The sequence below is a fragment of the Ereboglobus sp. PH5-5 genome, from assembly GCF_029504805.1.
Lineage (GTDB): Bacteria > Verrucomicrobiota > Verrucomicrobiia > Opitutales > Opitutaceae > Ereboglobus.
This window is the reverse complement of sequence record NZ_JAQFIT010000002.1, coordinates 47,954-60,970: the sequence shown is the minus strand read 5'-3', so window position 1 is coordinate 60,970 and position 13,017 is coordinate 47,954. Positions and strand designations below refer to the sequence as shown.

The window sequence follows — 13,017 nt, the reverse complement described above, 5'->3', positions numbered from 1 at the left end:
GGCTGGATTTCAGCTCTTCAGCCTTTCAGTCCTTCAGCCTTTTAATACACGCGGTAGTTTTTGTTGATGAGGATTTGGGCTTCGGGCATTCCGGTGCACACGGCGCGGGTGGCGTCCCATTGGATGGGTTTGCCGGTGCGCAGGGCGAGGTTGCCGAGCGAGACGAATTCGGTGAGGCCGGCGGCGTGGTCAACGATGTTGGAGCCGGGGGCGTGCGCGCCGCCTTGGATGGCGTCGAGCCACTCGCGGTATTGGTTGGCCTTGGGGATGCGGCGGATGGTCCTGGCCGGGCGCTTGGTGAACTCCTTCATTTTCGACTCGGGCAGGAGTTTGACGGATTCCGAGTAATCGCTGGGCGAATACATGATGCCCTTGTCGCCGTAGTAGAGCGTGCCGCCGGTGCTGAGTTTGCCGTCGTCGCCGAGTTCCTTGGGGGCGGCGGGTTTGCGGCCGCCGTCATACCAGACGTATTTGACGGGCGCGCGGGAGCCGCGCGCGGGGAATTCGTAGGTGATTGTGGAGGCCTTGGGGCCGCAGACGACGGAGCCGCCCTCGGCGTCGGCGGTGACTTTGCAGTCGCCGCTCAGGTCGAGCGCCCAGTAGGCGGCGTCCATGATGTGGCAGCCCATGTCGCCGAGCGCGCCGCAGCCGTAGTCCCAGAAACCGCGCCAGTCGAAGGGGGCGAGGTTGTGCGTGTAGGGGCGCACGGGGGCGACGCCGAGCCAGAGGTTCCAGTCGAGCGTGTCGGGGCTGAGCGCATAGCGCGTTTTTTCGGTGTCCTTGGTGGGCCAGGGAACGTCCTGCGGCCAGATGGGACGGCGTCCGGGAACGCCGGGGCGGTTTGTCCAGCTGTGGATTTCGCGCACGGTGCCGATGACGCCGGCATCAATCCATTCCTTGGTGAGGCGCGTGCCTTCCTTGGCGTGGCCTTGGTTGCCCATTTGGGAGACAATGCCGTGTTTTTGGGCGGCGGCTTTCAGGATGCGGGCCTCGCCGATGGTGTGCGTGAGGGGTTTTTCAACGTAAACGTGCTTGCCGCGTTCGATCGCCATGAGCGTCGCGGGGAAGTGCATGTGGTCGGGCGTGGAGACGGAGACGGCGTCGATTTTGCCGTCCATTTCCTCGAGCATTTGGCGGAAGTCGCGGTAGCGGGGGACGTTCGGGTGTCCGTAGAACGCGCGCGAGCCGCGCTCGAAGTGCACGTCGCAAAGCGCGGCGATTTCGCCGCCGGCGTCGATAATGCCGGAGAGGTTGCTGTAGCCGCGGCCGCCGATGCCGATGCAGGCGACGCGGACTTTGCGGTTGGCGGAGACGAGGTTTTTATACGGGGACTTCGCGCCGGCGGCGGCCCAGGCGCGCGAGATGAACGGAGCGCCGAAGGCGACCGCCGCGGTGGCCGTGGCTGCGGTTTGGAGGAAGCGGCGGCGCGAGAGCGCGCTGGGAGCCGCGTGTGTGTTTTGTGTGTTGGAGCGTTTCATTGTAGTGATGTGTTTTGCGGAAAGTTATTTCTTTTTTGGAGGCGGCGCGTAGGGCGGCGGGGGAAGATCGGGAATCGGCGGCGGCGGCGGGAAGGAGAGTTCGCGCACCCAGATGTTGCGGAAGGAGACAAGGTCGCCGCCGTGGTTTTGGAGCGTGAAGGGCAGCTTGTCGGCGTGGGCCTTGTAGGCGGGCAGGCCGCGATACTCGGTGGGGCCGCGCAGCTCGGTGGCATGCTGGACGACCACGCCGTTGTGGATCGCGGTCATGCGCGCGGGCGAGGCGAGCGAGCCGTCGGCATTAAAGCGCGGCGCGATGAACACGATGTCGTAGGTTTGCCATTCGCCGGGTTTGCGGGATGCGTTCACCAGGGGCGGAAATTGTTTGTAGATCGAGCCGGCCTGTCCGTTGGGGTAGGTCGGGTTTTCGTGGGAGTCGAGCACTTGCAGTTCGTAGAGCCCCATGATGAGCACGCCGCTGTTGCCGCGGCCCTGGCCGGACTTCTTTACCACGGCGGGCGAGCGCCATTCGAGGTGGATCTGGACGTCGCCAAACGCGGCCTTGGTGCGCAGGCTGCCGGTCTTGGGCACGACGGTCATGGAGCGTTCCGCGGGGTCGAGTTTCCAGCGCGGCGCGGCGTTTTTCTTGTCGGTCGATTCCCACGCGTCGAGGTTGGTGCCGTCGAAAAGCACAATGGCGTCGGACGGAATGCCGGTCGGCGCGGGCACGCTGATGACGGGCGGAACCGGCTCCCATTGTTCGGTGAGTTCGGGCTTTGGAAGCGGCGGAAGCTCGGTTGCGTTTTGTTGCGCATGCGCGACAAGCGCGCACGCGAACAAGCTCATGAGGGCAGGGATGCGTATTTGCATAAGAAGCGAAAAATTAGCGCGAAAAATAACTATCCACGGCGAATAAGGGCGAGGTGAAAAAGCGCGAATATTTAGTCACATGTTTTGCAGCTCGTAACTCAAAATGCTCAGGGCGTAAACCGCCGCGGTTTCGCAGCGCAGCACGAGCGGACCGAGCGTCACCGGCGCGATGCCGGCGCCGCGCGCCGCGTCCATTTCCGCCGGGGAAAAATCGCCCTCGGGGCCGATGAGCCAGAGCACGTTTCGGGGCGCGTTGTTTTCGTGCGCGGCGCGGAAGTCGGCGAGGATGGTTTTGAGCGGGCGCGCGCCGTCGTGAAGGCTGGCGATGAGGCGCAGGTCGAAGCCGGCCCCGGGGGTCGCGCTTGCGCGCATGAACGAGGTGGCGTTTTGCACGGGCTGGATTTCGGGCAGCCAGGGATTGCCGCATTGCTTGGCGGCTTCGAGCGCGGCGACGCGCCACTTGTCCGTTTTTTTGTCCTCGCGCTTGGTGTCGAAGTGGACCTGGGTGCGCTCGCTTTCGAGCGGCACGATGCGCGCGGCTCCGATCTCGGTGGCCTTGCGCACGATGGCGTCCATCGACGGCCCCTTGGGCAGCGCTTGCGCGAGTGTGACGCGAAAGGGAAACGCGGCGGCCTGGCGCGAGGAGAGGACTTTGAGCACGGCGGCGTTTTTGGAATCGCGCGCGAGTTCGCAGATCCATTCGCGTCCGTGGCCGTCGAAGGCGACCACGGGATCGCCGCGGCGGGCGCGATTGACCGCGACGAGATGATGCGATTCCTCGGCGGAGAGCAAAAGCTCCGTCGCGTTCGCGGCGTCAGCCGGGCTTGGGCAATAGGAACGGAAATCGGGCACGGGAAAAAGTAGTAAGTGGAAATTAGGAATAAAGAAGCCAGAAAATTTCGGGCGCCTGTAAATATTGGTTCCATCGCGCATGCGTCGTTGCCATCGGATTGGACTTCTTAATTCTTAATTCATACTTCTTAATTTTTCACATGGATTCCTCCTGGCTTCATCCGCGCGACGAACTCGTTGAAACAATGCGTCGCATTTATCGTTACAAGATGACCACCACTTCCGGTGGCAATCTCTCCATCCGCGACGCCGACGGCGGCATCTGGATCACGCCCTCGCGCGTGGACAAGGGGCGGTTGCATTCCGCCGACATTGTTTGTGTTCGCCCCGACGGCACGCGCGAGGGGCTGCATCCGCCGTCGTCCGAGTTTCCCTTTCACCGCGAAATCTACCGCAGGCGGCCCGACATCAAGGCCATCGTGCACGCGCATCCCGGCGCGCTCGTGGCGTTCAGCATTTGCCGGTTGATTCCGGACACGCGGGTGCAGGTGCTCGCGCACGCCGTCTGCGGCAAGATCGCCTATGCCGCGTATGCGTGCCCCGGCAGCGAGGAGCTCGGTCGCAACATCGCCGAAACCTTTGCGGGCGGCGCCGATTGCGTGATGCTCGAAAACCATGGCGTTGTGATTGGCGGGTGCGATTTGAAGGACGCGTTTCAACGCTTCGAAACACTCGAATACGTCGCGCAGACCCTTTGCAAGGCCGCCGCGCTTGGCAAAATCAACACGCTCACGGATGCGCAGCTCGTGGAGCGCGCGCTGCCCGGGCTTGCCGAGCTTCCCCATGCCGGGCCGACCAGCCGCGAGAAAGAGCTTCGCACGCAGATCTGCGATTTTGTGCAGCGCTCCTACAGGCAGCGCCTGCTCACCAGCACCGTCGGGTCATACTCGGCGCGGTTGGCGGGCGATGAGTTTGTCATCACGCCGCGCCGCCGCGACCGCCTTGAGCTCGAACCCTCCGGCATGGTGCGCGCCACGATCAATGCCTGCGAGGCCGGCAAGCGGCCCAGCCGAGCGGCGCTTTTGCACGCGCTCATTTATCAAAAAAATCCGGATGTGGGCGCGGTCATCAACGCCCAGCCCGCCCATGCGAGCGCGTTTTGCATGACCGACGCCGCCCTGAGCACGCGCACGATTCCGGAGAGTTTTATCATGCTCAACGACGTGCCGCGCCTGCGTCACGCGTGTGTCGTCGCCGACGCGGAAACAATCGCCGCGCATGTGTCGCTCGCCAAGCGCCCCGTCATCCTCATCGAAAACGAGGGCGCGCTCGTGGTCGGCAAAAACGTGCTCGACGCGTTCGACCGGCTCGAAGTGCTGGAGGCGACATGCGAGGCGCTTTTCCTCAGCCGCCCGCTCGGCCCGCTTGTCCCGATGCCGGACGCGGCGATCGACGAGTTGAAAAAAGTTTTCGGTGTCGAATAAACGGGCACGCCGCCGCCCGCGTTGGTTTGTTCAAGCGTCCCGGGGCTTTCTTACTGTTGGCCGTCCGCGGGGTTGACGCTTTGCGCGGCGGTCGAACACGATACGGACACTATGAGACTTGGTGTTCGCGCGCATGATTTTGGAAAGATGCCACTCGACGAGCTGGCACGGCGGATCGCCGCGCACGGCTTGTGCTCGGCGCAGTTTGCCGCGGTCAAATCGATTCCGGATTTCGAATCGGACGCGGGACGCGTGAGCCCGGGGCTGGCGACCCATGTGCGCGAGGCGTTTCGCGCGGAGGGCGTTTCGATTGCGGTGCTGGGATGCTACATCAATCTGGGAACACCGGACGATGCGGACGCGCGTTTCCAGATGGGGCGCTTCAAGGAATACCTGCGCCATGCGCGCGATTTTGGATGCGGTATGGTGGCCACTGAAACGGGGTCGGTGCGCGCGGATTTCGCGTTTCATCCTGAGAACCATGGCGAGGCGGCGTTTCAACGCGTGCTTTCGCGCGTGCGCGAATTGGTGCGCGAGGCGGAAAAATTTGGCGTGTTCGTGGCCGTCGAGGGCGTGGCCTCGTATGTGGTCAACAACCCAAGGCGCATCAAGCGGCTGATCGACGAGGTGGAGTCGAACAATTTGCAGATTATTTTTGACCCGGTGAACTTGGTGAACGCGGACAACCACAAGGACCAGGACGCGATCATCGAGGAATCGTTCGCGCTGTTCGGCGAGCGCATCGCGGCGTTTCACGCGAAGGACTTTGTCATCACGCCGGAGGGCGAATACAAACAGGTCGCTGCGGGGACGGCGGGCGGGCTGCTGAACTACCCGTTGTTTTTTAAACTGGCGAAACAGCACAAGCCTTGGGCGTATGTGCTGCTCGAGGACACAAACCCGGAAACGCTGGCGCGGACGGTGGCGTTTGCCCGGGAGGCGTGGGAGCGCGCGTAGGGGCGCATCCGAAAAACATCCGCGTGGACGAGGGCGCGCGCGAGGCGAGCCCCTACAATTTCGCGATCAACGCGTCGATGAAGGCGTCGAGGGTGGCTTCGCCCGCCTCGAAATCGACGGGGATTTTGTTCTCGCGCATCGTCTCGCTGGTGTGCGGACCGATGCTGCCGTAGAGGGGCTGTTTCGCCTTTTCCCCGCGGCGGAGCGATGCGCCTTGGGCGACGAAGGAATCGACTGTCGATGAACTGGTGAAGAGGAGCGCGTCGGCGCCGTGCTCGCGGTAATCGGCGGCGGCGGGGTTGTCGGCGAGGTTTGTCTTTTCGGTTTTGTAGAGCGGGAGGCGGTCAACAATGGCGCGGGCGTCCCCGAGTTTTTGCACGAGTGTGTCGCGGTTGAGATTGCCGGTGACGACGATTACCTTGGCGCTGTCGAGGCTGCCGGTGTCGATGAGCGCGTCGGCGAGGGCTTCGCCGGTGGCGGTCTTGGGTATGCACTCGACCTTGATGTGGTGTTTTTCGATTTCGCGAGCCGTGGCGCGCCCGACGCAGGCGAAGCGCAGGAGGCCGAGAGAGCGGATGTCGTCGAAGCCCTTGAAAAATTGCTCGAAAAAAATGCGCGCGCCGTTGGCGCTGGTGAAAACGATCCAGTCGTAGCTCCCGAGTTCGGCGAAGATTTCGACGAGGGCGTTTTTGTCGATGGCCGGGGTGACGGTGATGAGCGGGATGTCGAGCACCTCGGCGCCGAGGCTTTCGAGTTTTTCGCGGAGCCCGGCGTTTTGCGCCTGCGTGCGCGTGATGACGATGCGGCGCTTGAGAAACGGCTGGTTGGTGGTGCTGGCTTTGGACATGGAAGTTCACCCAAGAGCAACGCGCGGCGGATTCAGGGCAAGCGGATAAAATCGTTTTTCCAAAGGAGGATGTGCGGATGGAGATTTCGAAGCGGGTTTCTGCTATCCATCGGAGGATGTCCGTGAAATTAAAAGGTTCGTAATCATTGGCTTGGTGGGCTTTTTTTATCGTCGGGAAGCGTGAATACAATGGGTTCAAGCATTGTTTCACCCAGTTTCCATATTTTCTTCCAATCTTTTTTCAGAGATCCAATTGAGTAAACAAAGACAAGTCCTTCGCTAGGAATCGCCCGAACAATCGTCCTAACACGATACTTCTCTTTTGGGTGTGGTGCATCGGGTAAATAAGTGTCCCCTTCAATAACAAAAACCTGCATCGACTTGTTGTCGCTCTGTATCACTTTCTCAAAAGTTGGTTTTCCAAGTTTTTTTATCTCCTCCGAAGTTTTAATCCAAAACTGGACCGCGGAATAATAGGCGTCTTTCCATTCTTTTTCCGTGCGGCACACAACAGTATTCAGGGTGAATCCAGAGTCGAACCCGCCATCCTTTGTAAATTTTGGGCTGATGGTCACTGTTTGCGCAGGTTTATTGTCCTTTTCGCGCGACTGCCAGCCGATGGGCACTTGAATAACCGCACATGCCTTTGGGAACTCTTTCCATGCAAAACCGGATGCGGCCTTAGGCAAGCCGTCGGCAATCGCACTGCAAATGCACGCAAAGAATATAATAAATATAAAGTGATATTTCATTGGGGTAATTTTGTTTAGCAGCGTTATTATTTCAAATAGAGTTTTGGGTTAATCTTTTTATCACAGATTGCGAAATTCGAGGTTTCCGGTTTTAGTATTTTCCGTGTAGGTTCGTGCAATCCGCAGTTATTGTTATTTGGGGAAACAACGGAACCTCCGACTGGACGCCGATGCGGCGGAGATGGTCGCATTTTCACGCCGCCCCCGGCGCGAGGCCGCGATCGCTGGTTCCGGCGAAGGTCATGATGCGCTGGAACTCGGGGGTTTGGGCGTGCTCGTGGGCGGTGAGTTTTTCCATCGCCTGGGTGCGGTTCAGGCCGTCGCGAAAGAGGATGCGGTAGGCTTGTTTCACGCGCTCGATTTGCCCGGGCGTGAAGCCGTTGCGCTCAAGGCCGATTTTGTTGATCGTGCGGATGACCGCGGGGTTGCCGTCGGCAATCATGAAGGGCGCGATGTCCTGCACGATTTTTGAATAGCCGCCGAGCATGACATACGCGCCGATGCGGCAGAATTGGTGCACGCCGGAGTTGGCCCCGAAGACGACGTGGTCCTCGACCGTGACGTGGCCGGCGAGGCCGGCGTAGCCGCTCATGATGATGTTGTTGCCGAGCACGCAGTCGTGCGCGATGTGCGCGTAGCAGAGGACGAGGTTGTTGTTGCCGAGGACGGTGTGCTCGCCGTCGTTGGTGCCTCCGTGGACGGAGACGAATTCGCGGAAGGTGTTGCCGTCGCCGATGCGCACGCCGGGGTTGCCGCCCTTGTATTTGAGGTCCTGCGTCTTGGCACCGATGTAGGCGTAGGGGAAGACGTCGCAGTTTTTGCCGAGGTGCGTGTTGCCCTCGACGGTGCCGTGGTGCCGCACGCGGGTGCCGTCGCCGAGGCGGACTTGCGCGCCGATGTAGGCAAAGGGACCGATTTCAACGCCGTCGCCGAGTTGCGCGCCGGGTTCGACGACCGCGCTGGGGTGGATGAGGGAGGACATGGCTGAATTTTCGATTTTCGATTTTGGATTTTCGATTGGGGCGCTGCCGCGCCATTGGGTGAATTGGGTGTGTGCGTGTTATTCGATTTTATTCCGGCTGTCGCATTTTGTCATGGCGCGGAAGCGCCCAATCCAAAATCGGGAATCCAAAATCGAAAATTCATTCAGCCCGCTCCCATGGCGCCGGTTTCGGCGTCAACGAGGGTGAACATGAGCTCGGCGCTCGACACGACGTTGCCGCCGACGGTGCAGGTGGCCTCGGCGACGGCGAGTTTGTTGGCGCGAATTTTGGTGAGCTTGGCGTTGATGGTGAGCTGGTCGCCGGGGCGCACGGGGCGGCGGAATTTGATCTTGTCGGCGCTCATGAAAAACGGGGTGCGCCCGTCAACGCTTATGCCGCGCAGGAGGAGCAGGCCGGAGGCTTGCGCCATGGCTTCGAGCTGGAGCACGCCGGGCATGAGGGGCTCCTCGGGATAGTGGCCCTGGAAATAGGGTTCGTTGATGGAGACGTTTTTGATGGCGACGAGCTCGTTGTCGCCGATGAATTCGATGACGCGGTCAACCATCACGAAGGGGTAGCGGTGCGGCATCATTTCGAGGATGCGCTTGATGTCGAGCGAGGTTTCGTTGGGGCGGAGCGTGTCGGCGCGGGCGGCCTTCTTTTTCGCGGGCTTCTTTTTGCGCTCGAGGAGTTTTTCGTAGAGGGCCTTGGTGAGGTCGGCGTTGATGGCGTGGCCGGGGCGCGTGGCGATGATGTGCGCCTTGAGGGGCATGCCGAGGAGCGTGATGTCGCCGACGATGTCGAGGATCTTGTGGCGCACGAACTCGTCGTTGAAGCGCAGGCCCTCCTTGGAGAGGATTTTGTCGCCCTTGATGACGACGGCGCAGTCGAGGGTGCCGCCCTTGATTTTGCCGAGCTTGAGGAGTTCCTCGATGTCCTCGTAGATGGTGAAGGTGCGCGCGGCGGCGATCTGCGACATGTAAATGTCGGGGTCGATCGAGATCGAGAGGTGCTGGGTGTGGATGCCGCGGTCGTCGGCCGAGGTGCAGGAGATTTTGAGTTCGTCGGCGGGGAGGGCGATGATGGTGGAGTTGCCGCGCGAGACGGAGACGGGGGCGTCGAGCGTGAAGTATTCGCGGTCCTTGTCCTGCTCGACGGGCTCGGCCTGGAGGATCATGTTGACGAAGGGGCGCGCGGAGCCGTCCATGATCGGGGGTTCGGAGGCGTTGATCTCGATGAGGACGTTGTCGATGCCGCAGCCGGTGAGGGCGGAGAGGATGTGCTCGACGGTGTGGAGCTTGGCGTGGCCGACCTGGATGGTGGTGGCGCGGACGAGATCGGAGATTTGGTCGACGCGAGGGCGGAGCTCGGGGCTGCCGGGCAGGTCGACGCGTTTGAAGACGATGCCGTGGTTTGCCGGCGCGGGCCGCATGGTCATGGTGACTTCTTCGCCCGTGTGGAGCGCTTTGCCTTGTATGGTGACTTCCCGAGCGAGAGTGCGTTGTTTCATTGGTCGGTTGAACGTTGTAAAAAGGAAGAAGCTTTAAAAACAATGAGCTTTGCGCAAGCGCGGAGATTGGGCGGGACGGACGGGGCAATATGCGAAAGTATTGCAATGCGGCGGGGCGCAGGACGGGGAAGGGTGGGGCCGTCCGACTGATCGCGTTGCAAAAAATACTCCCCGTGAATTGAGTGGGCGAAAACCGGGGCGGAGAAGAAGGGCTAACCCACAGATGTCACAGATTTTCACAGATGCGGAGGTTTGCATCTGTGAAAATCGGCGTCATCTGAGGATTATTAAAACCTTCTCAGGCTCCCTTTATCGGTTCCAGTTTGTATCCGTCCTTGCCGTCGAGCATCGTCCAGCCTTTGCCGGCGATTTCTCCGCGGAGGCGGTCGGCGGCGGCGAAATCCTTCGCTTTTTTCGCGGCCCAGCGTTGCTCGGCGAGCGCGGTCACATCGGCGGGAGCCTCGGCTTTTGGCGCGACGGGTGCGTCGAGTTTCAGGCCGAGGGCGAACATGGCGCGCGCGAAAACCGGCGCGTCGAGTTTCGATTCGGCGGGGCCGCGGTTGACGAGCGTGAAGAGCGCGCCGAGGGCGGCGGGTGTGTTGAGGTCGTCGTGCAGGGCGGCGAAAAACGGATCGAGCACGGTGTCGTCGCCACCGGAGGGCGGAAGCGCGGCGGCGAAGGCGCGGAAGGTGGCGAGCGCTTTTTCGGCGGCGTGGAGCGAGTCGAGTGTGAAGTTGAGTTGTTTGCGCGGATGCCCGGCGAGGAGCGCGTAGCGGAGCGCCATCGGCGTGTGGCTCATCGCGGCGAGCTGGTCGAGCGTGTAGAGGTTGCCGAGCGACTTGCTCATTTTTTTGCCGTCAACGAGGAGGTGCTCGCTGTGATACCACTGGCGCGAAAAGGTCCGGTCGTTGCAGCACTGGCTTTGCGCGATTTCGTTTTCGTGATGCGGGAAGAGCAGATCGACGCCGCCGGTGTGCAGGTCGATGGTCGGGCCGAGGATCGCCTTGCTCATGGCGCTGCATTCGATGTGCCAGCCGGGGCGCCCGGCGGCGGCGTTGCGCGGGCCGGGCCACTGGTTGGGGCCGTCCTCGGGCTTGTGCGCCTTCCAGAGGGCGAAGTCGGAGCCGTCCTCCTTTTCGTCGGCGTCGGCTGCGGAGGCCCCGGTCTTGCCGGCGAGGGCGGAGCCGGGCTTGAGCTCGCGCTCCTTGACGCGGGAGAGCGCGCCGTAGGCGGGATAGGAGGCGACTTTGAAATACACGGAGCCGTCGGGCGCGACGTAGGCGTTTCCTTTTTCGAGGAGCACGTCGATCATGTTGACTTGCTCGCTCATGTAGCGCGGGTCGGTGGCGCGGGGCTCGTCGTGCGGCCGCAGGCAGTTGAGCGCGTCGCAGTCGGCGTGAAATTTTTCCGTCCACTGGCGGGTGACCTCGGCGAGCGTGCGGTTTTCCTCGCGCGAGCGGCGGATGGTTTTGTCGTCAACGTCGGTGATGTTGCGGACGTGGCGGACTTTGTCGGCGCCGAATTCGAGTTCGAGCAGGCGGCGGATGAGGTCGTTGACGACAAAGGTGCGGAAGTTGCCGATGTGCGCGGGCGCGTAAACCGTGGGGCCGCAGTTGTAGAAACGGAAAACGCCGTCGGGCTGGCCGGGCGCGAGCGGAAGCGCGGTGCGTGTGAGCGAGTCGTGAAGACGAATAGGCATGAGGGGATGAATTAAGAATTAAGAATTAAGAATTAAGAAAGCAGAAATTCGAGCCTGCCAGAAAGACCCATAGACATGTTGACCCGGGGCATCGGGCTGGCGGGGGGGCACGGTTACTAATTGCCAGCAAGTTTTTATCAGGACTCGCAACGGCTGCGCACCCCGCAGTTCGCTTACAAGCCGACCTTGCGCACAACGCCGCCGGTGTTCATCGACCACGCCGCCCGCCACGACCATCCCGCTTTCCGGCCGGCGACCTCCGCGGTGCTTCGGCAAAAAATAAAGCTCAATATGAACGATGTATTTAACGAAAAGAAAAAAGCGCCATCGGCGGCGGAATCCCGATCATCGAGCACAGCGTCATGATGACCTATTCGGTGGCATTCTAAAAACAAAAGGAATTTTCTTAAGGACGTGTTTCGAACGGGGCGTGCGTGCGTCCCGTGTGTGTTTACAGGCCTTTTGCCGGACAATCATTCGGACAAATAAAGGATTTAGTGTTCCAATTCTTATTCATCACACCGCTACCATCGGGGAAAATTAAACGGGCTTCATTGGCTTTTCCCCTAAAAATATTCTTAAGCTATACTGCATGCGGACTGGCTTTGGTCGTTAGCGGGCCGGGCGCGCTTGCCGGCTCCGCCAAGAATTACGGGCGGCAGAACGCGGCTTCGTGTCGCGCCAAAGGTATGTTTTTTCCCGCCGCACTGTGGGTTTTGCGAAAAAATTGTGTATTTTTCACCGACATTTCCGGCATGTTCTTCCGCGCCCGGGCGGCGAAAAATGAACATTGTTTTCGATGATGAAAATAATGCACGGGAGGGTTTTTATGATTTATCAATTTGTTGCAAAACAAGTGATTGCGAAATTCTTATGCGGATGGATGGGTGTTGTTTTTTAGATTGTGACAAATCCGGAGTATGATTTTCCGCATGCCTCCCCGCCTGTTTATTGGGGCTCGGTAAAAACGCATAGTAGCATATAAATTGGATAATAATGCTTGCATGTGAAAAAACATATTACTGTATTGGCGCCCGTATGGCTAACGACATCAAAAACGAAATTGCAGCAACAAAGGCAAAGCTGGCAGAACTTGAAAAGTTTCAGAAGATTCAGGGGAAACTTGCAGGCCTGCCCGCGGCTTATGGATTCAGTGACGTTGATTCCTTTATCAAGGCACTCAAGCGCGCCGGCGGCTCCAAGAAACCCGGACGTCCCGCCAAGGGCGCGAAGGTTGCCAAGGCTCCCAAGGCCAAAAAAGGCAAGAAGGGCAAGCGCGCCCGCATCACGCCCGAGGTGAAGGATCAAGTGAAGGCCCTCGTTGCCGGCGGCAAGACTGGCGCCGAAATCGCCAAGAGCCTTGGTATCTCGCTCCCGAGCGTTCAGAATATCAAGAAGGAATTCGGTCTCGTCAAAAAGCGCCGCTAATATCCTGGTATCTTGTTGCTATAAACAATCACAAAGCCCCCGGTTCCGCCGGGGGCTTTTTTTGCGGGAAGTGAACCGGCGTGCAGGCCATTAACCGACGCGCCTAGCGATCGCGCCCTGCCTAAGGCGGGAACCTCATCCAGCGCCATGCTCGGGCTCTATAATAAATATGATGATTTTCGGCGTCTCATGTGCGAGACGCGCGATTCCTTGGTCAAGC

General features: G+C 60.4%; 13 protein-coding genes. 5 read left to right on the top strand and 8 right to left on the bottom strand.

Features of this window, described 5'->3' with window-relative positions; all coding sequences use genetic code 11:
- Window positions 1-41 precede the first annotated feature (41 nt).
- The 3 genes from M2103_RS01455 to M2103_RS01445 form a co-directional block, all read right to left on the bottom strand.
- Window positions 42-1,478: a Gfo/Idh/MocA family oxidoreductase gene (locus M2103_RS01455; RefSeq protein WP_277508279.1), complete on the bottom strand. Its 1,437-nt coding sequence runs from the start codon at window positions 1,476-1,478 to the stop codon at window positions 42-44.
- Window positions 1,479-1,502: 24 nt separating this feature from the next.
- A complete protein-coding gene (locus M2103_RS01450; protein ID WP_277508278.1) occupies window positions 1,503-2,345 on the bottom strand; it encodes a DUF1080 domain-containing protein in 843 nt (280 codons plus the stop codon).
- A 75-nt stretch (window positions 2,346-2,420) separates the two neighbouring features.
- A complete protein-coding gene (locus M2103_RS01445; RefSeq protein WP_277508277.1) occupies window positions 2,421-3,197 on the bottom strand; it encodes an RsmE family RNA methyltransferase in 777 nt (258 codons plus the stop codon).
- Between the two features lie 140 nt (window positions 3,198-3,337).
- Here M2103_RS01445 and M2103_RS01440 point away from each other — a divergent pair, with 140 nt between their 5' ends.
- Both M2103_RS01440 and M2103_RS01435 read left to right on the top strand, forming a co-directional pair.
- A complete protein-coding gene (locus tag M2103_RS01440) occupies window positions 3,338-4,621 on the top strand; it encodes a class II aldolase/adducin family protein (RefSeq protein ID WP_277508274.1) in 1,284 nt (427 codons plus the stop codon).
- 147 nt (window positions 4,622-4,768) lie between these two features.
- The gene (locus tag M2103_RS01435; protein ID WP_277508273.1) at window positions 4,769-5,578 is read left to right on the top strand and encodes a sugar phosphate isomerase/epimerase family protein; all 810 of its coding nucleotides are present in this window, start codon (window positions 4,769-4,771) and stop codon (window positions 5,576-5,578) included.
- Window positions 5,579-5,630: 52 nt separating this feature from the next.
- Here the strand turns inward: M2103_RS01435 and M2103_RS01430 are convergent, their stop codons facing one another.
- From M2103_RS01430 to cysS, 5 genes are all read right to left on the bottom strand, one after another.
- Window positions 5,631-6,425: a uroporphyrinogen-III synthase gene (locus tag M2103_RS01430; protein ID WP_277508271.1), complete on the bottom strand. Its 795-nt coding sequence runs from the start codon at window positions 6,423-6,425 to the stop codon at window positions 5,631-5,633.
- A gap of 143 nt (window positions 6,426-6,568) precedes the next feature.
- Complete coding sequence (locus M2103_RS01425; protein WP_277508270.1) at window positions 6,569-7,177, bottom strand: hypothetical protein; 609 nt, start codon at window positions 7,175-7,177, stop codon at window positions 6,569-6,571.
- 193 nt (window positions 7,178-7,370) lie between these two features.
- On the bottom strand, window positions 7,371-8,159 hold the full coding sequence (lpxA, locus tag M2103_RS01420; protein ID WP_277508268.1) for an acyl-ACP--UDP-N-acetylglucosamine O-acyltransferase: 789 nt from the start codon (window positions 8,157-8,159) through the stop codon (window positions 7,371-7,373).
- A gap of 164 nt (window positions 8,160-8,323) precedes the next feature.
- Entirely contained in the window at window positions 8,324-9,670 is a 1,347-nt protein-coding gene (locus tag M2103_RS01415; protein WP_277508267.1) for a bifunctional UDP-3-O-[3-hydroxymyristoyl] N-acetylglucosamine deacetylase/3-hydroxyacyl-ACP dehydratase, read from the bottom strand.
- Window positions 9,671-9,968: 298 nt separating this feature from the next.
- On the bottom strand, window positions 9,969-11,369 hold the full coding sequence (gene cysS / locus M2103_RS01410) for a cysteine--tRNA ligase (RefSeq protein WP_277508266.1): 1,401 nt from the start codon (window positions 11,367-11,369) through the stop codon (window positions 9,969-9,971).
- A gap of 120 nt (window positions 11,370-11,489) precedes the next feature.
- Between cysS and M2103_RS01405 the strand changes: the two genes are divergently transcribed.
- The 3 genes from M2103_RS01405 to M2103_RS01395 all read left to right on the top strand — a co-directional run bounded on the left by M2103_RS01405 (window position 11,490) and on the right by M2103_RS01395 (window position 12,797).
- Window positions 11,490-11,735: a hypothetical protein gene (locus M2103_RS01405; RefSeq protein WP_277508265.1), complete on the top strand. Its 246-nt coding sequence runs from the start codon at window positions 11,490-11,492 to the stop codon at window positions 11,733-11,735.
- 68 nt (window positions 11,736-11,803) lie between these two features.
- A complete protein-coding gene (locus M2103_RS01400; protein WP_277508264.1) occupies window positions 11,804-12,172 on the top strand; it encodes a hypothetical protein in 369 nt (122 codons plus the stop codon).
- 235 nt (window positions 12,173-12,407) lie between these two features.
- Entirely contained in the window at window positions 12,408-12,797 is a 390-nt protein-coding gene (locus M2103_RS01395) for a hypothetical protein (RefSeq protein ID WP_108825317.1), read from the top strand.
- The last annotated feature ends 220 nt before the right edge of the window (window positions 12,798-13,017 follow it).